Origin of the sequence: Candidatus Nanopelagicus abundans (genome assembly GCF_002288305.1) — a bacterium.
Taxonomy (GTDB): domain Bacteria; phylum Actinomycetota; class Actinomycetes; order Nanopelagicales; family Nanopelagicaceae; genus Nanopelagicus; species Nanopelagicus abundans.
Genome location: NZ_CP016779.1, coordinates 911,702 through 935,246, shown reverse-complemented (window position 1 = coordinate 935,246; position 23,545 = coordinate 911,702). Strand labels below are relative to the sequence as shown.

The 23,545-nt window shown below is 40.0% G+C and carries 25 protein-coding genes and 1 riboswitch; of the genes, 14 read left to right on the top strand and 11 right to left on the bottom strand.

Annotation, left to right across the window (positions count from 1 at the left end):
- Positions 1-7: 7 nt before the first annotated feature.
- A complete protein-coding gene (rsgA, locus tag B1sIIB91_RS04870; RefSeq protein ID WP_095688476.1) occupies positions 8-1,060 on the bottom strand; it encodes a ribosome small subunit-dependent GTPase A in 1,053 nt (350 codons plus the stop codon).
- Positions 1,053-2,351: a 3-phosphoshikimate 1-carboxyvinyltransferase gene (aroA, locus tag B1sIIB91_RS04865; RefSeq protein WP_095688475.1), complete on the bottom strand. Its 1,299-nt coding sequence runs from the start codon at positions 2,349-2,351 to the stop codon at positions 1,053-1,055. The genes rsgA and aroA overlap by 8 nt, the downstream gene beginning before the upstream one ends.
- Positions 2,352-2,538: 187 nt before the next feature.
- Here aroA and B1sIIB91_RS04860 point away from each other — a divergent pair, with 187 nt between their 5' ends.
- The 3 genes from B1sIIB91_RS04860 to B1sIIB91_RS04850 are packed head-to-tail and all read left to right on the top strand — an operon-like array spanning position 2,539 to position 4,041.
- Positions 2,539-3,165, top strand: coding sequence for a sigma-70 family RNA polymerase sigma factor (locus B1sIIB91_RS04860; RefSeq protein WP_095688474.1), 627 nt, complete (start codon positions 2,539-2,541; stop codon positions 3,163-3,165).
- Positions 3,162-3,563: an anti-sigma factor family protein gene (locus B1sIIB91_RS04855; RefSeq protein ID WP_095688473.1), complete on the top strand. Its 402-nt coding sequence runs from the start codon at positions 3,162-3,164 to the stop codon at positions 3,561-3,563. Before B1sIIB91_RS04860 ends, B1sIIB91_RS04855 begins: the two co-directional genes overlap by 4 nt.
- A 25-nt stretch (positions 3,564-3,588) precedes the next feature.
- A complete protein-coding gene (locus B1sIIB91_RS04850) occupies positions 3,589-4,041 on the top strand; it encodes a thioesterase family protein (RefSeq protein WP_095688472.1) in 453 nt (150 codons plus the stop codon).
- Between the two features lie 23 nt (positions 4,042-4,064).
- Here the strand turns inward: B1sIIB91_RS04850 and sodN are convergent, their stop codons facing one another.
- Positions 4,065-4,472, bottom strand: a complete 408-nt coding sequence (gene sodN, locus B1sIIB91_RS04845) for a superoxide dismutase, Ni (protein WP_018226707.1) — start codon at positions 4,470-4,472, stop codon at positions 4,065-4,067.
- 51 nt (positions 4,473-4,523) lie between these two features.
- On the opposite strand from sodN, the gene B1sIIB91_RS06125 reads away from it, so the two are divergent.
- Positions 4,524-4,838 carry a S26 family signal peptidase gene (locus B1sIIB91_RS06125; RefSeq protein WP_095688471.1) on the top strand — a complete coding sequence of 105 codons (315 nt, stop codon included), beginning with the start codon at positions 4,524-4,526 and terminating at the stop codon, positions 4,836-4,838.
- On the opposite strand, the gene B1sIIB91_RS04835 is transcribed toward B1sIIB91_RS06125, so the two are convergent.
- Positions 4,839-8,585, bottom strand: a complete 3,747-nt coding sequence (locus B1sIIB91_RS04835; RefSeq protein ID WP_095688470.1) for a multifunctional oxoglutarate decarboxylase/oxoglutarate dehydrogenase thiamine pyrophosphate-binding subunit/dihydrolipoyllysine-residue succinyltransferase subunit — start codon at positions 8,583-8,585, stop codon at positions 4,839-4,841.
- Positions 8,586-8,747: 162 nt separating this feature from the next.
- Here B1sIIB91_RS04835 and B1sIIB91_RS04830 point away from each other — a divergent pair, with 162 nt between their 5' ends.
- Positions 8,748-9,476, top strand: coding sequence for an SDR family NAD(P)-dependent oxidoreductase (locus B1sIIB91_RS04830; protein ID WP_026185902.1), 729 nt, complete (start codon positions 8,748-8,750; stop codon positions 9,474-9,476).
- Here B1sIIB91_RS04830 and B1sIIB91_RS04825 read toward each other — a convergent pair whose 3' ends face one another.
- Positions 9,477-9,746, bottom strand: coding sequence for a hypothetical protein (locus B1sIIB91_RS04825; protein ID WP_223298585.1), 270 nt, complete (start codon positions 9,744-9,746; stop codon positions 9,477-9,479). It abuts the gene before it with no gap.
- A gap of 251 nt (positions 9,747-9,997) precedes the next feature.
- On the opposite strand from B1sIIB91_RS04825, the gene argG reads away from it, so the two are divergent.
- From argG to ribH, 5 genes are all read left to right on the top strand, one after another.
- Positions 9,998-11,323 (top strand): argininosuccinate synthase, encoded by a 1,326-nt coding sequence (gene argG, locus B1sIIB91_RS04820; protein WP_095688468.1) that lies wholly within the window; start codon positions 9,998-10,000, stop codon positions 11,321-11,323.
- Positions 11,324-11,385: 62 nt separating this feature from the next.
- A riboswitch (FMN riboswitch) is annotated at positions 11,386-11,513 on the top strand.
- A gap of 65 nt (positions 11,514-11,578) precedes the next feature.
- Complete coding sequence (gene ribD, locus B1sIIB91_RS04815; protein ID WP_095688467.1) at positions 11,579-12,568, top strand: bifunctional diaminohydroxyphosphoribosylaminopyrimidine deaminase/5-amino-6-(5-phosphoribosylamino)uracil reductase RibD; 990 nt, start codon at positions 11,579-11,581, stop codon at positions 12,566-12,568.
- On the top strand, positions 12,568-13,170 hold the full coding sequence (locus B1sIIB91_RS04810) for a riboflavin synthase (protein ID WP_095688466.1): 603 nt from the start codon (positions 12,568-12,570) through the stop codon (positions 13,168-13,170). Before ribD ends, B1sIIB91_RS04810 begins: the two co-directional genes overlap by 1 nt.
- On the top strand, positions 13,163-14,368 hold the full coding sequence (ribB, locus tag B1sIIB91_RS04805; RefSeq protein ID WP_095688465.1) for a 3,4-dihydroxy-2-butanone-4-phosphate synthase: 1,206 nt from the start codon (positions 13,163-13,165) through the stop codon (positions 14,366-14,368). The genes B1sIIB91_RS04810 and ribB overlap by 8 nt, the downstream gene beginning before the upstream one ends.
- Positions 14,368-14,826 (top strand): 6,7-dimethyl-8-ribityllumazine synthase, encoded by a 459-nt coding sequence (ribH, locus tag B1sIIB91_RS04800; protein ID WP_095688464.1) that lies wholly within the window; start codon positions 14,368-14,370, stop codon positions 14,824-14,826. The genes ribB and ribH overlap by 1 nt, the downstream gene beginning before the upstream one ends.
- On the opposite strand, the gene B1sIIB91_RS04795 is transcribed toward ribH, so the two are convergent.
- The 5 genes from B1sIIB91_RS04795 to argF all read right to left on the bottom strand — a co-directional run bounded on the left by B1sIIB91_RS04795 (position 14,816) and on the right by argF (position 19,744).
- The gene (locus tag B1sIIB91_RS04795; protein WP_095688463.1) at positions 14,816-15,871 is read right to left on the bottom strand and encodes a pirin family protein; all 1,056 of its coding nucleotides are present in this window, start codon (positions 15,869-15,871) and stop codon (positions 14,816-14,818) included. The two genes, ribH and B1sIIB91_RS04795, sit on opposite strands and share 11 nt — an antisense overlap.
- A 61-nt stretch (positions 15,872-15,932) precedes the next feature.
- A complete protein-coding gene (locus B1sIIB91_RS04790; protein WP_095688462.1) occupies positions 15,933-17,318 on the bottom strand; it encodes an NAD(P)(+) transhydrogenase (Re/Si-specific) subunit beta in 1,386 nt (461 codons plus the stop codon).
- Positions 17,315-17,641 (bottom strand): NAD(P) transhydrogenase subunit alpha part 2, encoded by a 327-nt coding sequence (locus tag B1sIIB91_RS04785; protein WP_095688461.1) that lies wholly within the window; start codon positions 17,639-17,641, stop codon positions 17,315-17,317. The genes B1sIIB91_RS04790 and B1sIIB91_RS04785 overlap by 4 nt, the downstream gene beginning before the upstream one ends.
- A complete protein-coding gene (locus B1sIIB91_RS04780) occupies positions 17,641-18,765 on the bottom strand; it encodes a Re/Si-specific NAD(P)(+) transhydrogenase subunit alpha (RefSeq protein WP_095688460.1) in 1,125 nt (374 codons plus the stop codon). The genes B1sIIB91_RS04785 and B1sIIB91_RS04780 overlap by 1 nt, the downstream gene beginning before the upstream one ends.
- A 25-nt stretch (positions 18,766-18,790) precedes the next feature.
- Positions 18,791-19,744: an ornithine carbamoyltransferase gene (gene argF / locus B1sIIB91_RS04775; RefSeq protein WP_095688459.1), complete on the bottom strand. Its 954-nt coding sequence runs from the start codon at positions 19,742-19,744 to the stop codon at positions 18,791-18,793.
- A 40-nt stretch (positions 19,745-19,784) separates the two neighbouring features.
- On the opposite strand from argF, the gene B1sIIB91_RS04770 reads away from it, so the two are divergent.
- From B1sIIB91_RS04770 to B1sIIB91_RS04755, 4 genes are read left to right on the top strand one after another with little or no spacing between them, the layout of a single operon-like run.
- The gene (locus B1sIIB91_RS04770; protein ID WP_095688458.1) at positions 19,785-20,036 is read left to right on the top strand and encodes a DUF3039 domain-containing protein; all 252 of its coding nucleotides are present in this window, start codon (positions 19,785-19,787) and stop codon (positions 20,034-20,036) included.
- Between the two features lie 31 nt (positions 20,037-20,067).
- A complete protein-coding gene (locus tag B1sIIB91_RS04765; RefSeq protein WP_095688457.1) occupies positions 20,068-21,786 on the top strand; it encodes a glycosyl hydrolase family 18 protein in 1,719 nt (572 codons plus the stop codon).
- 7 nt (positions 21,787-21,793) lie between these two features.
- Positions 21,794-22,090, top strand: coding sequence for an ATP-dependent Clp protease adapter ClpS (gene clpS / locus B1sIIB91_RS04760; RefSeq protein WP_095688456.1), 297 nt, complete (start codon positions 21,794-21,796; stop codon positions 22,088-22,090).
- Complete coding sequence (locus B1sIIB91_RS04755) at positions 22,077-22,649, top strand: DUF2017 domain-containing protein (RefSeq protein WP_095688455.1); 573 nt, start codon at positions 22,077-22,079, stop codon at positions 22,647-22,649. Before clpS ends, B1sIIB91_RS04755 begins: the two co-directional genes overlap by 14 nt.
- Positions 22,650-22,714: 65 nt before the next feature.
- Here B1sIIB91_RS04755 and B1sIIB91_RS04750 read toward each other — a convergent pair whose 3' ends face one another.
- Complete coding sequence (locus B1sIIB91_RS04750; RefSeq protein WP_095688454.1) at positions 22,715-23,485, bottom strand: bacteriorhodopsin-like; 771 nt, start codon at positions 23,483-23,485, stop codon at positions 22,715-22,717.
- Positions 23,486-23,545: the final 60 nt, after the last annotated feature.

Here is a 23,545-nt window from a genome sequence, read left to right as displayed (position 1 = left end):
TCTTTTCTTATTCAACTGATAACACTCTGCGCAGGCTTTCAAGCCTTGCCAAATTTTGGTTTGTGAAGCCTGGCCAATCATTTAATGCACAAGTTGCTTCATTGTGTGAGCAGTTTTTTGGGCAGTGTGAAATTGCTTTAGTAAATTCAGGAAATGCTGAAATAACTCTTGAGGGCTGAATATGAGCGATTCCAAATGATCTAACGCCAGGAGTATCAATAATCCAACCAAAATTTTCACCATCAAATGAAGAAGAAAGTGGAAGTGCAATTGCACTCGAAGAAGTATGGCGACCCCTACCAGTTACCTCATTAACATCACCAGTAGCACGATGCTTAGAATCATCACCAACAGCAACTGATTTGTTTTTCGAACTTTCCAATAGGTTGTTAACTAGCGTGGATTTACCAACACCTGAGTGACCAATTAGAACTGTAATTTTGTTGGCTAAAGTTTTCTGTAATTTTCCTAAATCTGATGATTTATCAATCTTAAAAACCTTGATTTCAAGATCTTTGTAAGTTTCTAAAAATTCATCGCCATTAGCAAGATCCTGTTTAGTCATAATTATGATTGGCTCAATCCCTTGGTCATATGCAACCACTAAGGCTCGATCGACAAAACCTTCCCGCGGTTCTGGATTAGTTGTAGCAATTACAATTGCTATCTGGTCGACATTTGCCACGATTACTCTTTCATCATTTGCATGATCATCTATGGTTCTTGTAAGTGAATTTTTTCTTGCTAAAACTGACACCACTCGAGCGAGTGAGCCTTCTGTACCTGATATATCTCCGACCACTGAAACCAAATCACCAACTACTACTGATTTTTTGCCAAGTTCACGAGCCTTCATAGCAGTAATAATTGTTTTATTAGCACCAGATTCAATTAAACATTGAACACGACCTCTATCAACTTCAATTATGGTTGCACTTTGAGCCTTTGAGTAATCCGGACGGTCTTTAGTTCTTGGCCTTGTCTTATTGCTTGAGCCGAACTGTCGTGATTTATTGATTCGAACATCATCTTCATCCCAATTTTTCTTTTGCCTAACCATTAAGCATTCCCTGCCACATACTAGGAAAATTAGGCAGTGTTTTCTTAGTTGTTTCAATATTTTCTACAACTACACCTTCAACAGCTAATCCGATTATTGCGCCAGCTGTCGCCATTCGATGGTCCTCATAACTTTTAAAAATTTGTGATGATTTAAGTATGGCCGGCTTAATTAGTAACTCACCTGGACCTTCAGTTACAGAGCCACCAAGATTATTTATTTCAGTAGCAAGTGCGCTGAGTCGATCTGTTTCATGTAGTCGTAGGTGAGCGATACCTCTAAGCGTAGAAGGAGTATCTGCTAAGCAAGCTAGTGCTGCTATTGATGGTGTTAACTCACCAACATCATGAAGATCTATATCTATGCCGACTACATTTCCGGTTCCACTAATTTTTAAACCTGAATTAGTTTGTTCAATTTTTGCTCCCATTTTTTTAAATATATCTCGAAGTTGATCACCAGGTTGTGTTGTTAATTTTGGCCAATCTGCTATTTCAATACTTCCACCACAAATCATTGCAGCTGCCATAAAGGGCGCTGCATTTGATAAATCAGGTTCAATTACCAAGTCCTGGCCAATTAATTCACCGGATTTAACAATCCAACTATTTTTATTTACTTCAACCTGTCCACCAAATGCTCGTATCATTTGAATAGTCATTTCAATATGTGGCATCGATGGTAGTGATGCACCGGTGTGTTTAACAGTTATTCCTTGCTCTGTTGCTGGCCCAAGTAGAAGTAAGGCTGAAACAAATTGACTAGATGCACTTGCATCTATTTCAACTAATCCGCCTTTTACTCCACCAGACCCATTAATTGTTATTGGTAAGCGATACTTATTATTGTGCTCAATTGAAACTCCTAATTGCTCAAGTGCACTTATCACTGGCGCAAGTGGTCGCTCATGCGATCTGGCGTCACCGTCAAAATGAATTAATCCATTTGCAAGGCAAGCAATTGGTGGCAGAAAACGCATCACAGTTCCTGCATTACCAACCTCGATTTGGGTAGGTCCAGTTAGTTTTTTCGGTGTAATTTGATAATCAAACCCATCATCAGTTTTTATTTCATCGATCTCACAACCTAGTGCGTGCAATCCTTTAACCATTAGATCGGTATCTCGAGAAGAAAGTGGCTTGCGTAACCTTGATGGAGTTTTAGCAATTGCAGCAAGAATCAGAGCTCTATTTGTTACTGATTTAGATCCTGGAATAACCACCCTAGAATTAATTGGGTTTGGCGCAGATGAAGTTAACTTACTTCGAAATGGCGCATTCCAATTAGTCATATGTCCCAGTCTACCTTCCGCCTACTTAAGCAGATTAGGCTTTTAAGCGGGGTAAGCCGGTGGTTGGCGGGAATAAATTGGGTAGGCAGCAGGTTTTATATCTATGCATGCGCTGCGTTCTAGTGTTAGCCAAAATAAAAAATATGATCCCATGCCCAAAACGTCATTCGAGGTAGCCTTGTCCCAAATGAGTAATGAAGATTTATTACCGGCGGTAGTTAACCGAGAGAAAGAAACCTTAGCCCAGCGCAAGGCGAGGTTCGAAAAAGATGCTCTAGTTTTCACTTCACAACTTTATGGAGCTGCACTTCGCTATACAAAGAATTCTCATGATGCTCAAGATTTAGTTCAAGATACATATGCAAAAGCTTTTACAAGTTTTCATCAATTTGAGCCTGGTACAAATTTAAAAGCATGGCTCTATCGTATTCTTACGACAACATTTATAAATAATTATCGTAAAGATCAGCGAAGGCCACAAATCTCCAATGGTGAGATAGAAGATTGGCAAATTGCAAAGGCTTCATCACACACAAGTGATCAAGGAAAATCTGCAGAAGATGAAGTACTTGAAAACATCGCAGATAAAGATATTAAAGATGCGTTAGCTCAAATGCCAGAAGAATTTCGAATGGCTGTTTATTTATCTGACGTTGAAGGATTTGCGTATAAAGAGGTTGCAGAAATTATGGGTGTTCCAACTGGAACAGTTATGTCTCGATTGCATCGTGGTCGAAAATTATTAAGAGCTTCACTTACTCAGTACGCCAAAGACCGTGGGTATGGTAAAGATAAAGTAGGTGATCAAAAGTGAACTTTAATCAAAACGATTTAATTCCTTGCGAGCAAGTTTTACCAAATATCGTGCTTTATATTGATCATGAAATCTTTGACACTCAAGAATTAAGTGCTGTTGAAATTCATTTTGGTCAATGCCCATCATGTCGGACTTATATGGAACGCGAAGATGCCACACTTACTTTAATGAAGAATCTTTTGTGTAATTCTCTTATTGAATCAGCTCCAGAGGAGTTATGTAATCGGATTAATCAGCAGACTCAAGATCTTTACAACCAAATGATGCAGGAAGGTGATTCCCAGGAAGTCACAGAAATTACCTATACCCAAACAACTTATACGGAAATCAGCGCAGAAGGTACGACACAAATCGAAATAACTAGCGAAATCCGCAGGCAGTTCCCGCTGGAGTAATTACTTAATCACTAGCCTTGTGATTATGAAAGCTGAACAAGTCATTGGTGTAATTGGTATGGCAACTATGACTATTCGTCCTGGCGACACATCAGTTGCGCAAGGAGTAAATGATTTACCAGTTGTTGGTTCAAATCAATTGTTATCTCTAATGGAGAGCGCATGTAGTACTGCAATAATTGAGTTTTTAGATTTTGGTGAGACCACTATAACTACCAGTTCGCAAGTAGATATATCCGGCGCCGCTGGTGTAGGAATTGAAATACATGCAACTGCTCGGTGCCTAGGACTTGATGAAAATATTCTTAAATTTGAGGTTGAAGTCCATCAAGTTGCCAGATTAATTGCAACTGGCCTAATAACTCGTAAATTTGTTGAACGAGTTTCATTTATGGCAAGAGTTGCCGCTGAAACCATGATGGCTGAAAAAGGAGTATCTGTTAGTGAAAAAAAAGTAGCTAGCAGCTTAAATTTGTAAGCCACTAGCTACATGTAATCTACTTACTTTTTAGTTGCCCAAAATATTTCAGAAATTTCATCAATTTTCTTAATTAATTTATCTGCAACCGCAACATCATTCGTGCCCTTACTGCCACCAGCACCAGCAAGTTTGGTTGCCTCATTAAATAAAGTGTGAAGCTGTGGATGTGCCTCAAAATGGTTTGGTTTGAAGTAATCTGTCCACAAAACCCATAAGTGGTGCTTAACTAATTCAGATCGCACTTCTTTAATTGCAACCGCCCGTGATTTAAAATCAGGATCACTGCTACTTGCGTACTTCTCCATACAAGCCTTAACAGATTGTGCCTCTATCTTTGCTTGCGCTGGGTCATAAACGCCACAAGGTAGATCGCAGTGGGCGTATACGCTCTCTTTTGGAGTAATTAACTTAAGTAATGAATCGAGCATTTTCTCTCCTTGGTTTAAAATAAACTATTTATTAGTGGGAGAATACTCTTCATGTTCGGGTTTAGCACAGTGGTAGTTTCGGGAAATTCAATGTCGCCTGCCTATAACCAGGGAGATTTCTTGTTTATTCGTTCATTAAGTGGTCAACGGCACACCTTATTGATTGGCCAGGTTTACCTAATACAGGACCCCAATCGAGAAGGCGTTAATTTGTTAAAGCGTTTGAAAGAAACTCGAATGGAACACGGTATTACTAGGTACTGGGTTGAAGGTGATAGCAAAGAAAGCAATGATTCAAGAAGCTGGGGATGGCTAGAAGGGGATAAGTTTGTTGGCAAGGTTTTACTTAGATACCGAAAAGGATAATTAGCGAGTAAACGCCTCTGTCATTAATGCTTTTTCTTCCTCTTCATGCAGATGGTGATTACCAGTTGCAGGGCTTGCAGTAGCCCGTCTTGAAACTCTGCGAATACTTCTACCAGATAATTCTTCATGAGCAACAAAAGCTTCAGATGCTGTAAGAGCAATGTATGGCCACGGACCCTGGTTAGCTGGTTCATCTTGAACCCAAAGTAATGTTGCTTTTGGATGCTTCTTTGCTTCAGCAATCATCTCCTCGATTGGAAGAGGATATAACTGCTCAACTCTTGCGATCGCTGTTGAGTGCTCACCTAATTTTTCACGCTCTGCAATTAAATCGTAATAAACTTTTCCAGAGGTAAAAATTAAACGTGTGGTATTAACAACTTTGTCATCAGGTATAAATGGTTTAAATGTTCCAGTTGTGAAATCTTTTAGCCCACTTGCAGCAGCCTTTAACCTAAGCATCGATTTCGGTTCAAAAACAATTAATGGTCGACGAGCCGGATTTTTCATATGCCAGCGAAGTAGGTGGAAATAAGAAGCCGGCGTAGATGGTTGAGCAACTGTCATATTTTGTTCAGCACATAGTGCTAAAAATCTTTCAATGCGCCCAGATGAATGATCAGGCCCTTGTCCTTCATAGCCATGTGGCAGTAGCAGAACTACTGATGAACGCTCACCCCATTTTTGAAGTGCAGATGATATAAATTCATCAATAACTGTCTGAGCACCATTAGCAAAGTCACCAAACTGTGCTTCCCAAACTACTAAGGCGTTATCACGCTCAACGGAGTAACCATATTCAAAGCCCATTACCGCGTACTCAGAAAGTAATGAATCATAGATATGAAATTGATTTGGATCTTTAACTAGTGAGCGAAGTGGGAATAACTCTTTACCGTTTTCTTTATCAATAATTACAGCATGACGGTTGCTAAATGTGCCACGGCGAACATCTTGTCCACTCATTCGAATTGGATGACCATCTAGTAATAATGAACCAAATGCAAACATCTCTCCAGTTGCCCAATCAACTGTAGATTCATCTAACATCTCAACCCGCTTAAGTAATTGAGGCAATAATTTTGGATGTACCGTGAACTCAACTGGCATTGATGATTGTGTTAAGGCAATCTTACGAAGCTGATCCTCAGCTACTGATGTATTAACTGTCGCTGGTGCTGGCACCACTGGTGGGCGCCAACTTGGATCACTTTCTGGTTCAGTATTATGAACAGAGGTAAATACTCCTTCTAATTGTTGTTGATAATCGCGCAATACTTCTTCAGCTTCTTCAACAGTAATATCTCCACGCCCAATAAGTGCCTCGGTATATAACTTTCGAGTTGATCTCTTAGCATCAATTAATTTATACATAAGTGGTTGAGTAAAGCTTGGCTCATCGCCTTCATTATGACCACGGCGACGGTAGCAAATCATGTCTATCACTACATCTTTATTAAATGTCTGACGGTATTCAAATGCGATTCTAGCAACCCGCACGCAAGCCTCAGGATCATCACCATTAACATGAAATACAGGAGACTGGATCATCTTTGCAATATCAGTTGAATATGTTGAAGATCTTGCTGCACTAGGTGAAGTTGTAAACCCAACCTGATTGTTAACAATAATATGAATAGTTCCACCAGTTCTATAACCTTTAAGAAGTGAGAGTGAGAGTGTTTCTGAAACAACTCCTTGACCGGCAAATGCAGCATCACCATGTAGAAGTATTGGCATTACTGGGTATGTGGTTTGCTCATCAATAGTGGTATCACCAGCAGCTACCCTTAATTTATCTTGCTTGGCTCTAACAATTCCTTCTAGTACTGGATTAACCGCTTCTAAATGCGATGGGTTAGCAGCTAAATAAATCTTAGTTTTAGCACCTGACTCTGATACAAAAGTTCCCTTTGTTCCCAAATGGTATTTAACATCTCCTGAACCATGAACTTCGTTATCATGATAATTTCCTTCAAACTCTTGGAATATTTGCCCATAAGATTTACCTGCAATATTTGCTAATATATTTAATCGGCCTCTGTGCGGCATACCAACACAAACCTCATCTAAACCAGCATCAGCAGCTGCTGAAATCATTGCATCTAATACTGGGATTACAGACTCACCACCTTCTAAAGAGAATCTCTTCTGACCAACATACTTTGTCTGCAAAAATGTTTCAAAAGCCTCGGCACTGTTTAACTTACGTAGAATCCTTAACTGTTCATCACGGGGAGTCCTTGGTGCACCAACTTCCATTCGCTCCTGCATCCATTTGCGCTCATCTGGATTTGCAATATACATATACTCCACACCAATTGTGCGACAGTATGAATCACGGAGCACACCTAAAATTCTGCGCAGCTTCATAAAGGACTTTCCACCAAAGCCACCAGTTGCAAACTCACGATCTAAATCCCAGAGCGATAATCCATGGGAAACAACATCTAAATCAGGGTGCGACCTTTGAACATAAGATAATGGCTCAACATCTGCCATTAAATGCCCAGTTGTGCGGTAAGCATCAATTAGTTTTTGAACCCGAGCAGTCTTACTAACATCATCATCTTTATCAAACTGTATGTCAACAACCCAGCGGATTGGAACATAAGGAATTCGAAGTGCTTCAAAGATTTCATCGTAGAAGTTTTCTTCACCAAGTAAAATTTCATGAATCCTGCGCAGAAATTCACCAGATTGAGCACCCTGAATAATTCTATGATCGTAAGTACTAGTAATTGTTACGACCTTACTAATAGCTAGATCAGCAAGAGCTTGTTCATTTGCGCCATGAAACTCTGCTGGGTAATCAAGTGATCCAACTCCAAGTATTAAACCTTGGCCTTGCACCAGCCTTGGCACGGAGTGAACAGTTCCGATAGTTCCAGGATTTGTGAGCGAGATTGTTGTACCAGCAAAATCTTCAACAGTTAGTGAACCTGCTCTAGCCTTGCGCACGATATCTTCATATGCTGACCAAAATTGGGCAAAATCTAGACCCTCACAACCTTTAATCGATGGAACTAATAATTGGCGGGAGCCATCTGCTTTTGCTAAATCAATTGCGATACCTAAATTAATATGTTCTGGATGACCAATTGCAGGCTTTCCGTCCAAATCTGTAAAAAAGGTATTCATTTCAGGCATTGATCTAATGGCTTTAACCATGGCATAACCAATTAAGTGTGTAAATGAAACCTTTCCACCTCGACCACGCTTTAAATGATTATTAATAACAGTTCGATTATCAATCATTAATTTTGCAGGAACAACTCGAACACTTGTCGCAGTTGGAACAGAGAGTGAACCCTCCATTGATTGCACAACCCTTGCTGCTACACCACGCAAAGGTTCAACAGTGGCAGCACCTGGAGTTGCTAATGTTGGAATTGGTTTAACAACAGGATCAGCTGGCTTAATAGTTGTGGTAGAAGTTTTTACAGGTGTTACATTTTTTTCTATAACTGGCTTGATCACTTCCGGCGTAATAACCTCAGATTTTGCTACTGGCGCAGGTGGTACAGGCTTTGCTAATTGTGATTTTGGAATTGGTGGGGTGCCACTTTTTACCGAATTATTTAAACTTGGTGTCCCTTTATAATCTGCGAAAAATTCCCACCAAGATTTATCAACCGAAGATGGGTCACTTTGATACCTCTCATACATCTCCTGCACTAACCACTCATTAGGACCAAAGGAGCCGCCAAAGTGATTAGCGGGGGTATTAGCTCCGGCTTGGCTCACTTATAACTCCCTAATTTTGATCTGATCAAGATTGTTGCAACAGGTTAATCTTAACTCCCACACCGGCTTGGCTAAACAAGTAGGCTCTATCGTAAGTGAAAGTGGCCATCAGCACAGTTAAAAGGCTGGAAAGTAAAGGCTAATAACGGCATGGTTGCGCCCATGAGTGATGAAAAGAAGTGGGCAATAGTAACTGGGGGATCTAGGGGTCTTGGATTTGAAACCGCTAAAGGTTTAATTGCAGCCGGAATATCTGTATACATAATTGGTAAAGATGAAGTGCGGGCCCAGCAAAGTGCTGAAAAACTAGGATGTAATTTTCGCGCAGTAGATGTGGCGGATAGTAAAAAGTTTCGCCAAGTATTAACTGAAATAAATGAAGAAGCAACTAGTAATGGTTTTCAAACTCTTGATATTTTAGTTTTAGCTCATGGCGTGATGAGTGAGAAAATGTCGAAAACTCTTCGCACCACCGATGAAGAATGGCGCAGAACATTATCAATTAACTTAGATGCAGTCTTTACCGCAGTTAATCAACTAGCACCAGCAATGTCAGATGCGCGTAAAGGAAGAGTAATTGTTTACTCGGCTTGTCTTGGCAGAATGTCTGGGCCCGGTACACACGGCGGTCTTGCGCCATATCGAATTAGCAAAGCTGGCGTTAATGCTTTTGTTAAAAATCTTTCATATGAAACCGGACTGGGTGCGCGTGGATTTTTAGTGGATGCGATCTGCCCAAATCATTGTCGAACAGATATGGGTGGCCCTGACGCGCCAAGGAGTGCGCAAGAAGGTGCTGATACTGCAATTTGGTTAGCAACTAGAGAGTTTGATCCCGCGAAAGATAAAACTGGATTACTTTGGGAGGATCGTCAAGTAGTTGACTGGTAATTACTCTCGATAGCCAAGCGCTGATGAAATTAAAGTAATTGCTGCAAGTATTGCCAGTGGTATTCCAACTATTAATAGTTTTCCAGTAATCATGTAATAAGAGACGCCTAAAGCAATTAGGTTCGCTAAAACAGCCGGTGCTCTACCAAATGATTTTTTTTGTTTAAATCCACTTGCAGATGCCCAAAGTCCTATGGATGCTAGTAAGCCAAAAATTATTTCAGCCGATAATGCTGCTGGTGCATTAACTTTAGAAATGAGTGGTGCCACTAAAAGATAAATTACCAGGCCTAAAATTATCAAGGATTCAAGGCGTAATAAATAAATAGCTCTTACTCTGCTATTTTCGGTCGCAAATACGCTTCTAAGTTTCACCTTTAAATACTACCAATATCTGATTCGGTGATTACTAGGTCAGAGGGTCTTGGCAAAATTAGAGGAATTGTGTATTAGTGAAGAAACTATTTACACTTTTGAATAAAACCAAGCGGGGTTTTAAGGCAAAAGGTTAGACTGTAGCCATGTCTAAAGTTCTCTCTTCCCTGCCAGTTGGCCAGAAGGTTGGCATTGCATTTAGTGGCGGACTTGATACTTCAGTTGCGGTTGCGTGGATGAAAAGTAAAGGTGCAACACCTTGCACATATACCGCAGATCTTGGTCAATATGATGAAAAAAATATCGAAACTGTTCCAACTCGAGCAAAAGAGTATGGCGCAGAAATTGCTCGTTTAGTTGATTGCAAAAGCGCACTTGTTGAAGAAGGTTTAGCAGCCCTTGCTTGCGGAGCTTTTCATATAACAACTGCCGGAAAAACTTACTTTAATACCACTCCTCTTGGTAGAGCAGTAACTGGAACATTACTTGTTAGAGCAATGCTTGCTGATAATGTTTTAATTTGGGGTGATGGTTCAACCTATAAAGGTAACGACATAGAACGCTTCTATCGTTATGGCTTATTAGCTAATCCAAAACTTAAGATATATAAACCATGGCTTGATAAAGACTTTGTAAATGAGTTAGGTGGGCGCAAAGAGATGTCAAAGTGGCTTACCGATCATAAATTGCCCTACCGTGACTCAACTGAGAAGGCATACAGCACTGATGCAAATATTTTAGGCGCTACCCATGAGGCAAAATCTCTTGAGAACTTAGATTCACATATTGAAATAGTTGAGCCAATTATGGGAGTTAAGTTTTGGGATCAGTCGGTTAAAATTGATAGCGAAGATGTAACTATTGAGTTTATGCAGGGTCGACCAGTTTCTATTAATGCAAAAGCTATTAAAGATCCAGTTGCTTTAATAAAAGAGGCTAATGCGATAGGCGGCCGCCATGGCCTTGGCATGAGTGACCAGATTGAAAATCGAATTATTGAAGCAAAGAGCCGTGGTATTTATGAAGCACCCGGAATGGCGTTGCTATTTATTGCATATGAAAGATTAGTTAGTGCTATTCACAATGAAGACACAATCGCTTCTTATCATGAGCAGGGACGCAAACTAGGAAGATTGTTATATGAAGGCCGTTGGTTTGATCCGCAAGCGCTAATGCTTCGCCAGTCACTAACTAGCTGGGTTGCTTCAACAATTACTGGCTCAGTAACAATTAGATTACGTCGAGGCGATGATTACTCAATAATTAATACCAAGGGTGCAAATCTTTCTTACTCACCGGAGAAGTTATCAATGGAGAAAACTGCAGACGCTGCTTTCGGGCCAGCTGATCGAATTGGGCAACTGACTATGAGAAACCTAGATATTGAAGACACTAGGGCAAAATTAGATTTGTATGCTTCACAAGGTCAACTTTCTTCATCTGAATTCAAACTTATTAAAGAGATTGAGTAATAACTAGTTTAAATCTACGCTCAGTGGCATTTGTAAGGCAAAAATCTATTGGTAGACTAAACCTACATTTTCGGGGTCGGTGTAATTCCGAACCGGCAGTTAAAGTCTGCGACCCGCTGGCATCCAGTTAGCGGTGGATTTGGTGAAATTCCAGAACCGACGGTTAAAGTCCGGATGAGAGAAGATGTATGTAAGTGGCGTGCTTTCATTACGTCATTTCTTTTGCGTACCCCGATTATCTATTGGGGGGATTAAATGGATCAGTCAGCGCTTATGTCGCGCGCCGATGACCTTTCAAAACTTGGCTTGGGCTTTACAGCACCAAACCCAATAGTTGGTTGCATTATTATAGATTCAAATAACAATGTTATTGCCGAAGAATTTCACAACGGTGGAGCACATGCAGAATCTAAAGCAATAAATTCGATAAAAGTAATTCCACCTGGCGCAACTCTATTTACTACTTTAGAACCTTGTAATCATCAAGGTAAAACTGAGCCCTGTTCAGATTTAATAATTAAATCTGGCATTAAGAATGTAATTTATTCCATAACAGATCCTAATTCTGTTGCACAAGGCGGTTCAAAAAAATTACGTGAAGCAGGGCTAAATGTGACTAGTGGAGTTTTAACTGAGAAGGTTGAATTTACTAATAGACATTGGCTACAAAAGATTAAAATAGGGCGCCCGTATTTCACATGGAAAATTGCTATGACATTAGATGGCAAGATTGCAGCATTAGACGGAAGTTCAAAATGGATAACTAGTGCTGAATCAAGGGATGAGGTTTCCAAGTTACGAAGCCAGGCAGATGCAGTTTTAATTGGTACTGGAACCGCTCTAGTTGATAATCCATCTTTAAATTCTCACAATCCTGGTAGCCGACAACCACTTCGCATAGTTATGGGTAAGAGTGAAATTCCTGTCAGTCATAAGTTAAATGATGAGTCTGCCCCTACACATTTTCTTAAAAGTCATGAAACCTCTGATCTAATTAAGCTGCTATCAGATCTTGAAATTAATCAAGTTTTAATTGAATCTGGCCCAAAGTTAGCAACTGCATTACTAAAACTTGGGTTAATTGATGAGATAGTGGCTTACATTGCTCCTTCAATTTTAGGTAGCGGAAGTTCTTTTGTTGGTGATTTAGATATTTCTTCATTAAGTGAGCGAATGGACTATCAGATTCACAGTTTTACTCAAATAGGAAATGATTTGCGCGTTACGTTGATTGGTAGAAAATAATGTTTACAGGAATCATTCAAGAAGTTGGAAAAGTTAAAGAAATAACTAGATTTACGGATTTTGCACAAATTGAGATTGCTTGTGGCCAAGTACTAAGTAAGCTAAATATTGGAGATTCAATTGCAGTAAATGGCGTATGTCTTACTGCAACTAAAATAAACACTGTTAGTTTTGAAGCAGATGTGATGATTAAAACCCTGGAATTAACCTCACTTGGTAAGTTAAGTAATAGCGATTTAGTGAACCTAGAATTAGCCATGTTGGCTTCAGATAGATTTGGAGGGCACTTCGTACAAGGCCATGTAGATGCGGTGGCTGTTGTAACTAAAACTCTTGTTACTAAGGATTGGACTCAAATCCAAATAAAAGTTTCACCAGACCTCCTTAAATACATTGTTGCCCAAGGGTCGATATGCCTAGACGGAGTATCGCTAACAGTAGGAGAAGTAGCCCAAGATTTAATTTCAGTCTGGCTAATACCTAAAACTCTTGAAAAAACTAATTTTGCAGATAAGAAAATTGGTGATGTACTAAATGTTGAGGTTGATCTACTAGCTAAGCATGTTGAACGATTAATGCAGAGTAAGAGTAGAGATGTCTAAAGATTTAACACAAATATTAGCTGATTATCGTGAAGGTAAAATGGTAATTGTCACAGATCATGAAGGCAGAGAAAATGAGGCTGATTTAGTAATGGCAGCTGAATTTGCTGACCAGGAGAAAATTGCATTCATGATTCGCTATACATCAGGGGTTATTTGTGTAGCACTTACGGAAGATAGGGCGCGAGAATTACAACTTCCGCAAATGGTTGCAAATAATCAAGATAAGAAATCCACTGCTTTTACAGTATCTGTGGACTATAAAGTGGGACTAACGACTGGAATTAGTGCTAGTGAACGAGCAAGCACAATTGTTTCCTTGGCTTCACCAACAACTAAGAGTATTGATTTGATTAGACCTGGCCACATATTTCCATTAGTTGCCCATAAGAACTTACTGAAATCAAGACTTGGCCATACTGAGGCAGCTGTTGTGCTCTCTATGCTTACAGGGCATCAGCTAGTCGGAGTAATTGCCGAACTTGTCAATGATGATGGCACGATGATGAAGGGCGCTGAATTAAAAGCATTTAGTGAGAATCACGGAATACCAATAGTTAGCATCTCAGATTTAGTTAATGTTCCGCTACCGAAAATTACAAATACTGAAAGTAAAAAATTAACTTTTGAGTGGAGTCAATTGCCGCTTTCAAATGGAGAATGGAAAATCACAAGTTCACATGGTTCTATGGGTCACACCCATGCTATTTTATCTTTTGGTGAAATAACTAAGCAGAAGTTACTGGTAAGAATTCATTCAGAATGTTTAACTGGAGATGTATTTGCTTCAAAGCGCTGTGATTGTGGTGAGCAACTAAAACTTTCAATGGCAGAAATCGAAAAAGCTGGAAGTGGATTGGTAATTTATTTACGCGGTCATGAAGGTAGGGGTATTGGACTAGCAGAAAAAATTCGTGCCTATAAACTCCAAGATTCTGGCGTAGATACCGTGGAAGCTAATGTCATGTTGGGGCATGAACCAGATATGCGAAATTGGGAAGATGCGGTTGAGATACTAAAAAATTTAGGTATAGAAAGTGTTGAGTTACTAACTAATAATCCAGATAAGGTTTCAGCTCTGGCAAATAATGAGATAAGTGTTAAACAAACTCCAATCAGAGGTAGTGTTAATCCTTTGAATAAGAAGTATCTGCAAACAAAAAAGAATATGTTTCATCACACGCTAGGAGAGATTTAATGGCTGGTAAGTCACCTAAACAAAAACCACTAGATGCGTCTAAGTTAAAAGTTGCAGTAGTTAGCGCTAGTTGGCATCCTGAAATTTGCAGCGCTCTAATTGATGGAGCAAAAAGAGCTTTGGTGGCAAATAAAGTTAAAAAGGTTACTTATCATGAGGTTTCAGGTTCGTTCGAATTACCACTTGCGGCACAAAAACTATTTGATTCCGGAGTTGATGTTGTTGTTGTGCTCGGTCTGGTATTAAAAGGGGATACGCCACATTTTGATTACATTTGCGAGGGTGTCACAAATGGCATCATGCAAGTTTCACTATCGCGAGGTAAACCGATTGGCTTTGGAGTTTTGATGTGTAATACCCTAAAACAAGCTAGAGATCGTGCTGGATTTACTGATAGTAAAGAGGATAAAGGTTTCGATGCTGCAATTGCAGCAATTAACTCAGCGCTTAATTATTAGTTTCTTGAAGCTCATCAGGGGTTCCATGTACACCCTTAATATCTGAGCCTAGTTTATAACCAATACCATCTCTACTTAATGGACGATTAGCCTTATTCCAATCAGGTGGCACAATACCTAATACACCCTTTTGAAAATCATCAAATGCTTTTAACACTTCTGCTTTTGTATTCATAACAAATGGACCCATCCAAGCCACTGGTTCTTTAATTGGTAATCCGCCCAAAATTAATACATCCATGCTTGGTGCACGAGACTCTTGGTTTAGATCTGCTGAAATAACAATTAGATCACCATCGCGGTAGGTAACTAGTTGGCCAGTTTTAATTGGATGTTTCTCATCTCCAACAGTTCCAAAGCCATTTAACACATAAGCAAGTGCGTTATATGCAGGATTCCATGGCAAGCGCAATTGAGAACCTGGTTGCAGTGTTGCATGAACTAATGTGATTGGGCTTTGAGTAGTTCCAGGACCATTAAATCCTGCAACCTCACCGGCTATAACTCTAAGAAGAGCGCCACCATCACCTGAAGATAAAAGTGCAACATCTGAAGCATGCAAATTTTGATAGGCGGGCGGTGACCATTTTTTCGCAGCAGGTAGATTTACCCAAAGCTGAAAACCATGAAATAAACCACCACTAACAACTAAATGTTCTGGTGGAGTTTCAATATGTAATATGCCTGCACCAGCTGTCATCCATTGTGTGTCACCATCAGAAATAGTTCCACCACCACCATGGTTGTCATAATGATCAAAGATGCCATCGATTATGTAAGTTACAGTTTCAAATCCACGATGTGGGTGCCAAGAAGTTCCTTTTGGTTCACCTGGTGCGTACTCAACCTCACCCATTTGATCTAAGTGAATAAATGGATCTAAATCTGCTAAATCAACACCAGCAAATGCTCGCCTTACTGGAAATCCTTCACCCTCATGACCTTGAGGTGCGGTGGTAATACTTTTGACCCGGCGTGGACGCAAATTAGCATCAGCAACAACCCGTGGCAGAACAGTGATATCGCGAACGGTTATTGCTGGCACATTATCTCCATTATTTTTTGAGTTGATTAACTATATAACATCTATTAGTACTTATTTATTCCTATAAAGCTTTTAATGCACTAACTACTTTTGTTAGTGAATCTTTTGCATCACCAAATAAAAGTGTGGTTTTTGTCTCATATAAAAGTTCATTTTCAATACCAGCAAAGCCTGGTCGCATTGAACGCTTTAAGAAGATTACATTTCCAGCTAGCGCAACATCTAAAATCGGCATTCCATAAATCGGGCATCCAGGAGTAGTTTTTGCTGCAGGATTAACTACATCATTTGCGCCAACAACTAAGACCACATCTGTTTGCGGAAAGGTTGGATTAATCTCTTCCATCTCAACTAATTGTTCATATGGAACATTTGCTTCGGCAAGTAAAACATTCATATGCCCTGGCATACGACCTGCAACTGGGTGAATTCCATAAGCAACTTCAACACCTTTTGATGCTAATAAATCTGCTAACTCTCTTACCGTTTGCTGTGCTTGAGCAACTGCTAATCCAAAACCGGGCACAATTACAACACGTTGGGCGTAATTAAGAAGTATTGCTACATCATCAGGTGAGCCAGATTTAATTGGGCGAGCTTCCGTTTCACCAACACTAGCTTGAGCTTTAGCGGTAAAGGCGCCAAATAAAGTTCCAAATAAAGATCTACCCATGGCATCTGCCATTAATCTGGTAAGAATTGTGCCTGAGGCACCAACTAATGTTCCAGCAACAATCAACAATGTAGTTTGTAGAACATAACCAGAGGCGGCAACTGTTAAACCAGTAAATGCATTAAGTAGTGAGATAACAATAGGAACATCTGCTCCACCTACAGGTAATACAAAGAGAACACCAAATAATAATGAAAGTAAGCCATTTACTAATAGTGGAGTAGTGCCACCGGCTGAGATAACCCAACCACCACTTACCAATACGCCAATTAAGGTTAGCGCGATTATTTGTCGGCCCAGTGGAAATATAACTGGCCGTGTTGTCATTATTTCTTGTAATTTTAAGAAGGTAACAATTGAGCCAGAAAAAGATACACATCCCACAATTACGGTAAATACTGTTGCTATAACAACTGCTGTAGATGCTGTATCTCCAAGTTTTAAGTACTCAACAATTGCTACTAAAGCAGCTGCTCCACCACCAACACCATTAAAGAGTGCTACTAGTTGTGGCATCTGAGTCATCTGCACCTTACGCGCAGCTGGAACGCCGACTAAGGTACCAAAAGCAATTGCAGCCAAAATTAAGGTTTGATTATTTAATGCTTTACCTTCATTGGCGTAAAAGAAAACAATTACTGTTGCAACAGTTGCGCCAACTGCGCCAATTAGATTTCCCCTGCGCGCTGATTTTGGTGAGGACAAACCTTTTAAAGCTAAAATGAAACAGATACCAGCTGCTAGGCCAATTAAGTCATAGAGGTTACGGCTCATTTGCCTTCACCTGAATCTTTCTTAGACTTTGGCTTTCCTTTAAACATTTGCAGCATTCGATCAGTTACAACAAAGCCGCCCACCATGTTAATTGTTGCCAGAATAACGGCTGCCAGGGCTAGTCCTAATTCAAGATTTGTCTTTGCGTGATCTGCCACCACAATCGCGCCAACTAAAATAACTCCATGAATTGCATTAGCACCACTCATAAGTGGGGTATGCAAGGTTGTTGATACCTTTGAAACTACTTCAAATCCAACGAAGACAGATAATAAAAAGATTGCAAGTAATGCAATTTCATTGCTCATTAATTCAGAGGCCATTACTTACCCTTCTCTCTTTTTAATCCGTTATGCGTCAGAGTTGCAGAATCAATAATCTCATCTGAAAAATCAGGTTCAATTACACCAGTTGGTTTACCGTCCACTGATTTAGTCATAAGCAGAAGAAGGTTTACTACATTTCGTGAAAACAACATTGAAGCATGAAATGCTAGTTGGCTTGGCACATCTTTTGCGCCCCAGATCCTTACCCCAGCACTGGTAGTAATAATTTCACCAGCAACTGAGCCTTCCACGTTTCCACCACTTTCGGCAGCTAAATCAACTACAACTGAACCAGGAGCCATATGAGAAATCATCGCAGCTGTTACTAATCGTGGCGCAGTTCGCCCTGGTACAGCTGCAGTTGTAATTAAAACATCAGCTGCTGAAATATAAGGAGTAAGTAATTCCCTTTGTTTATTAGCACGCTCTTCAGTCATTTCTCTGGCGTAACCACCAGCACCTTCTAATGCTTCAAGTTCTAAAGTAATAAATTTTGCACCCATTGATTTAACCTCATCAGCTGAGGCTGGTCTAACATCATAGGCTGATACAACTGCGCCTAATCTTTTAGCCGTAGCAATTGCTTGTAGTCCTGCAACTCCTGCTCCTAATACAACTACTTTTGCTGGAGTAATGGTGCCAGCTGCAGTCATAAGTAGTGGGAAAAACTTTGGTGATAACTCAGCGGCAACTAAAGATGCTTTATAGCCAGCACATAATGCTTGTGAGGTAAGGGCATCCATTGATTGCGCTCTAGAAATTCTTGGCACCATCTCAAGTGAAATCGCAGTAACCCCGGCAGAAATGGCAGCCTCAATTGAATCAGCAGAGCCTGTTGGGGATAAAAAAGAGATTGTAATTGCACCTTTTTTTAGTGCTTTCATCTGCGCAGGATTTAAAGGCTGAACAGATAGAACTACATCAGCATCTGCTATTACATCAGTTGATTTAACCTGAGCACCAGCATCACTAAATTGTTTATCTGAATATTGCGCAGCAACTCCTGCGCCAGATTCAATAACAACTTCAAGACCTGCTTTTGTGAGTTTGGAAATAATGTCAGGGACTAACGCCACACGTTTTTCACCTGATTTAATTTCTCTTGGAACGGCAATACGCATTCGCTAACTTTACCTAACCTTCACCCTATTTATTACCTTTTAAATCACCTCTAGTTAGATGGTATAGCAGGGCTTGAATAGTTGTTCGGCGGTGAAATGCCTGACGCCAAACTACGGATTTTGGCCCATCTATTACATCAGCAGCTACCTCTTCACCACGATGTGCTGGTAGGCAGTGCATAAAGATTGAATCTTTTGTGGTCAATCTCATTAAATCATTTGTGACTGCAAAGGATGAAAGAGCGGAAGTTTTTTCAGCCCGATCTGCCTCTGAATCTCCCATAGACATCCAAACATCGGTATAGATAACACTGGCATCTTGTGCAGCAACTTTTGGATCAGTTATGACTTCAATTTTGCCACCAGATTTTTTGGCAATTTTATTTGCTTGATCAACAACTGAAGATTTTGGCGCCCATTTGCCAGCCGGAGTTGCTACCACGATATGTGCTCCCATTGTGGCACCCATAATTAACCAAGCATTTGCAACATTATTACCATCTCCAATATAAACAAACTTACGTTTTTTTATATCTTTACCAAAGTTTTCCCTAATTGTTAACCAATCGGCAAGTAATTGAGTTGGATGATCATCATCTGTAAGTGCGTTAATTACTGGGATAGTGGCGTATTTACCTAACTCATCAACATCTGATTGCGCAAAAGTTCTTACAATTAAAGCGCTACAAAATCCTGAAATAATTTTTGCAGTATCGGAGATGGTTTCACCTCTACCAATTTGTAGATCATCTCCTCTTAAGAAGATTGGTGATCCACCAAGATGTGCTACGGCAGTTTCTGAGGCCAATCTGGTTCGAGTTGATGACTTGGTCATATAAATAGCAACTGTTTTTCTAGCTAATGTTTTTTTAGCCCAAAGCGGTTTATCGGCAAACTTGCTGGCAGTTCCTAGCAGCAACTCAATATCTGATGCAGAAAGATCTGAGGTGCGTAGAAGGTCCTTCAGCGGCTGACTCATTGGTAAATGGTAGGCGATAAAATCTGATTAAGATTTACCCATGGGTTTCCTAGATGATTTACGCGGTAAATCAAGCAAAGGTGGAGTTCTTGAGAAGGAATCACTCGCAAGCACCGAAGATGGTGATCATGAGCGATTCTCACATTATGTAGATAAGAACAAGATCACTGAATCTGCTGTTACTGGTAAATCAGTTCGTGCTTTGTGTGGAAAGAAATGGATTCCAAACCGTGATCCGCAGAAGTTTCCAATCTGTCCAACATGTAAAGAAATTTTTGCGCGCTTAAAGTAAATTCTCAGATAAAACCGATACCCTAAAATTCATGGGATCGCGTAAATTATTAATAATTACTACTGCGCTCACTTTTCTGCTCTCAACTCTTTCACCAGCAAATGCTAATAATCCACCAAGAAAAATACTCTCCGGCTGGCTACCTGATTATTCTTTAGCAAGGAATCTGCCAACTGTTGAGGGTAATTTAGATTTAATTAGAGACATCTCACCATTTTGGTATGGCTTAACTGGTGAGAGTTCTATAAAAGATAAGTATGCCCTGGGTAAGTACACCACACCAAAAGAGCAGGTAATCGCCAGATTAAAAGCAAATGGAGTATTACTACTACCAACCATTACTGATGATAATAAAAAGTTCGTTTTAGCAAATCTTCTAGCAAACCCAACTTCAAGAAGTAATATTGTGCAAACAATTAAGTCATTAGTTCTTAAATATAACTATGATGGTATTGATTTAGATTTTGAAACTTTTTATACCCAAGATGGCAGATCAAGTTGGGCAGCACTGAAACCAAATTGGATCGCATTTATTAAAGAGCTTTCAACTGCTCTACATGATCAAGGAAAACTTTTATCAGTTACTACACCACCAGATTTTGCACCTGAAACTAAACGTGCTGGAAATTGGATTTATTCATGGGCAGAAATAGGACCATTAATTGATCGACTCCGAATAATGGCTTATGACTTCTCAACTACATCACCAGGTCCAATTGGGCCGCTGCCATGGACAGAAGATGGCGTTAAGTATGCGATCAATCAAATGCCAGCATCAAAGGTATTTTTAGGAATTCCAGGTTATGGCAGAGACTGGATAACTAAAGTTGAAGGTGTTTGTCCAAAAGATTTCACATCATCAGTTGTAGTTGGCGCTAAAGCTGCAGTTGTAATGAGGGAAGCACCAAATCTTGCTGCAAGTAATAATGCTTTACCTACTTATAACACCACAAATGCTGAATCAACTTTTACTTATAAGAAAACCTATGTAGATCCAACTAACTCAGCTAGTTTCTGCACAGCTTCTCGAACTGTTTGGTATCCAGATGAGCGAAGCTACGCTGCTAGAACTAATTTAGTTGGAAAATACCGCCTAGGCGGAATAGCGGTTTGGACCTTTGGGATGGAAAATACTGCAGCAATTACTGCTATTAGAGATATCGCAAAATCTATTGCACCCGATCAAGTGATTGGAACACTTTCTACAGATCTTGAAGAGATTGGTTATGGCTCAACTTTTAACCTAACTGGCACTTTTAAGCTGCCAGATAAAACCCCAGTACCAGCTCTTAATGTCAGATTTGAGATAAAAAATAGTAGTGATAATAATTGGCGCACATTATCTGCAGGTGTCACTGACTTAGCCGGAGTGATTGCATTTCCAATCATCCTTGGCCAAAAAAGTCAGATCAGATTAGTTTCAGAAGGTAGTTGGGAGCGGACTGAAGGAAAAACTATTGAAAAAGTGATCTCAGTTGTGCCAAATGTTTCCTTATCCCTACCAGCCTCAATCAAAGTCGCCACAAGCTATACCGTTTTTGGCCAAGTCCTGCCTAAGGTTGCTGGTATCAAATTAGTCGTTAAGCAAAATATGAAACCACTTGGTGAATTTATTACCGATGCTAGTGGCGGCTTCTCCTTTGAGATCAAGGCGGCAACCACCGGGCTTGCTACATATCAAGTAGTAATCTCAGCGGGTGAAAAAAATACTGCCGCAATTAGTGATGAGATAACCATTTTAGTTAGATAATTCACCCATGAGCTCCCAGACCCAATTGGATGAAAAGTTAGATTTAAGTAAGTTTTTTGACAATCTTTGGGTAGCCATTGTTTGGGATGATCCAGTTAATTTAATGAATTATGTGACTTATGTTTTTATTAAATTATTTAACTTTTCAAAAGAGAAAGCCCATAAATTAATGATGCAGGTCCACACTGAAGGAAAAGCAGTCGTTGCATCAGGCACTAGAGAAGAGATGGAACGGGCAGTTCAACAACTACATGAGCATGGGCTCTGGGCAACATTACAAAGAGATGATCATGGGCGAGTTTAAGGGATCCTTGCAGGAAGGTGATTTATCAGTTGCACTTAGCAATGATGAGCTACATATATTAATTAATCTTGTTGAACAATTACTTGAATTATTGGGAGAACGTAATTTCACTCACCATTACCAATCTGATGATCCATTTGCGCAATTAATGGCTGCATCTATTGGAAATCTTGAATCTAGAATTGAACAACCAGAGGATCCTGTTCTTCGCAGATTATTACCAGACGCTTATGCAGATCCAGAAAGTGCTGCTGAGTTTCGCAAATACACAGAGAGTTCACTTAGGCTAGTAAAACAAACTCATCTAATGTATTTACGGAAGCAGCTGGTTTTTCCAGTAGATCATGAGTTACCTAAGGCAGATATTGCAGTAACTGATCCAACTCAGTGGTTAATTGCAATTAATGATCTGCGCCTTGCCCTTGCGGTTAGGTTAGATATAAAAACAGATAGTTTTGCTGAGTATGAAAAGATGAAAGATAGTGACCGACAAAAACCACTTTTTGCGGTCTATTTCTGGTTAGGTTCAATTCAAGAGAGCTTAATAAGCCACTTATAAAGTAAATCTAAGGCATAAAAAAGCGGGGCCATTATCTGTCCCCGCTTTCTAATTAAATCAGAAGATTAGTGATCTTCCTTCATGCCTTCTGCTACGGATTTCATCCTTGCAATCTTTAGGATCGTTAGACCAAATACGCACTTCGCCAATACGTCGGCAATTGTGTAACCGATCTGGCGATTAACAAATGCGCCCGGATCTGTTGCTGATTGACCAAGAATTGGTAGTAGGTATGAAATTGGGTAAACGCCCCATGTTGCGATCAAAAGCAAGCGCAAGCGACCAATGGTTGCTGCAACTCCTGCTGGTTGACGATCTAGAGACTTTGAAAGCTCAACGAACAATACGTAAAGAATGTATAGGAAAGGTATTGTTGAAAGAACACCCCATAGAACCTTGGTGTTGTTATCTGTTGAAATCTCACCTGGGTAACCAAGTGCGATCATTGCAGCAGATGCTGGTACTAGGCGGTTGATTAATGAAGAAGCCGCTGCCTTAGCAAGAGATAATACTGCTACTACCTCAACTAGAAGAAGAGGTACGGTAAGGATCCAGTCAACATAACGGTAACCCTCGTTAAAGTCACCTGCTCCTGTTCCAACTTTTACTGCGCCATCAACATATGAATCTTCAAATGAGTTGAAAATTCTAAAGTAGTGATACGCCGCAATGAATGTAACCATTGATGACATAACTAGGGCAGTGCGGTATTTAGGAAGTACACGTGATTGTGAAACTAATGTGTAGATCGTGGTCGCAAGCATGCATACAAGTCCGAATGAAAGGACGTTGTATACGATTCCGAATTGATCTGCAGATAGCATTATTGAATTCATCTAAATAAGCCTCCATAGGCATTTAGTTTGCTCACACCCTTTTGGATATAAGCCAGCAAT

Bases quoted from the DNA above. Each gene is read 5' to 3' on its own strand.
- B1sIIB91_RS04780 (WP_095688460.1), bottom strand. From the start codon at position 18,765: ATGCGTATTGCCGTTCCAAGAGAAATTAAATCAGGTGAAAAACGTGTG.
- argG (WP_095688468.1), top strand. From the start codon at position 9,998: ATGTCTAAAGTTCTCTCTTCCCTGCCAGTTGGCCAGAAGGTTGGCATT.
- B1sIIB91_RS04810 (WP_095688466.1), top strand. From the start codon at position 12,568: ATGTTTACAGGAATCATTCAAGAAGTTGGAAAAGTTAAAGAAATAACT.
- clpS (WP_095688456.1), top strand. From the start codon at position 21,794: ATGAGCTCCCAGACCCAATTGGATGAAAAGTTAGATTTAAGTAAGTTT.
- B1sIIB91_RS04785 (WP_095688461.1), bottom strand. From the start codon at position 17,641: ATGGCCTCTGAATTAATGAGCAATGAAATTGCATTACTTGCAATCTTT.
- B1sIIB91_RS04830 (WP_026185902.1), top strand. From the start codon at position 8,748: ATGAGTGATGAAAAGAAGTGGGCAATAGTAACTGGGGGATCTAGGGGT.
- argF (WP_095688459.1), bottom strand. From the start codon at position 19,744: ATGAGTCAGCCGCTGAAGGACCTTCTACGCACCTCAGATCTTTCTGCA.
- B1sIIB91_RS04850 (WP_095688472.1), top strand. From the start codon at position 3,589: ATGAAAGCTGAACAAGTCATTGGTGTAATTGGTATGGCAACTATGACT.
- B1sIIB91_RS04770 (WP_095688458.1), top strand. From the start codon at position 19,785: ATGGGTTTCCTAGATGATTTACGCGGTAAATCAAGCAAAGGTGGAGTT.
- B1sIIB91_RS04750 (WP_095688454.1), bottom strand. From the start codon at position 23,485: ATGAATTCAATAATGCTATCTGCAGATCAATTCGGAATCGTATACAAC.
- B1sIIB91_RS06125 (WP_095688471.1), top strand. From the start codon at position 4,524: ATGTTCGGGTTTAGCACAGTGGTAGTTTCGGGAAATTCAATGTCGCCT.
- ribD (WP_095688467.1), top strand. From the start codon at position 11,579: ATGGATCAGTCAGCGCTTATGTCGCGCGCCGATGACCTTTCAAAACTT.
- sodN (WP_018226707.1), bottom strand. From the start codon at position 4,472: ATGCTCGATTCATTACTTAAGTTAATTACTCCAAAAGAGAGCGTATAC.
- rsgA (WP_095688476.1), bottom strand. From the start codon at position 1,060: ATGGTTAGGCAAAAGAAAAATTGGGATGAAGATGATGTTCGAATCAAT.
- B1sIIB91_RS04860 (WP_095688474.1), top strand. From the start codon at position 2,539: ATGAGTAATGAAGATTTATTACCGGCGGTAGTTAACCGAGAGAAAGAA.
- B1sIIB91_RS04755 (WP_095688455.1), top strand. From the start codon at position 22,077: ATGGGCGAGTTTAAGGGATCCTTGCAGGAAGGTGATTTATCAGTTGCA.
- B1sIIB91_RS04765 (WP_095688457.1), top strand. From the start codon at position 20,068: ATGGGATCGCGTAAATTATTAATAATTACTACTGCGCTCACTTTTCTG.
- ribH (WP_095688464.1), top strand. From the start codon at position 14,368: ATGGCTGGTAAGTCACCTAAACAAAAACCACTAGATGCGTCTAAGTTA.
- B1sIIB91_RS04790 (WP_095688462.1), bottom strand. From the start codon at position 17,318: ATGAGCCGTAACCTCTATGACTTAATTGGCCTAGCAGCTGGTATCTGT.
- ribB (WP_095688465.1), top strand. From the start codon at position 13,163: ATGTCTAAAGATTTAACACAAATATTAGCTGATTATCGTGAAGGTAAA.
- aroA (WP_095688475.1), bottom strand. From the start codon at position 2,351: ATGACTAATTGGAATGCGCCATTTCGAAGTAAGTTAACTTCATCTGCG.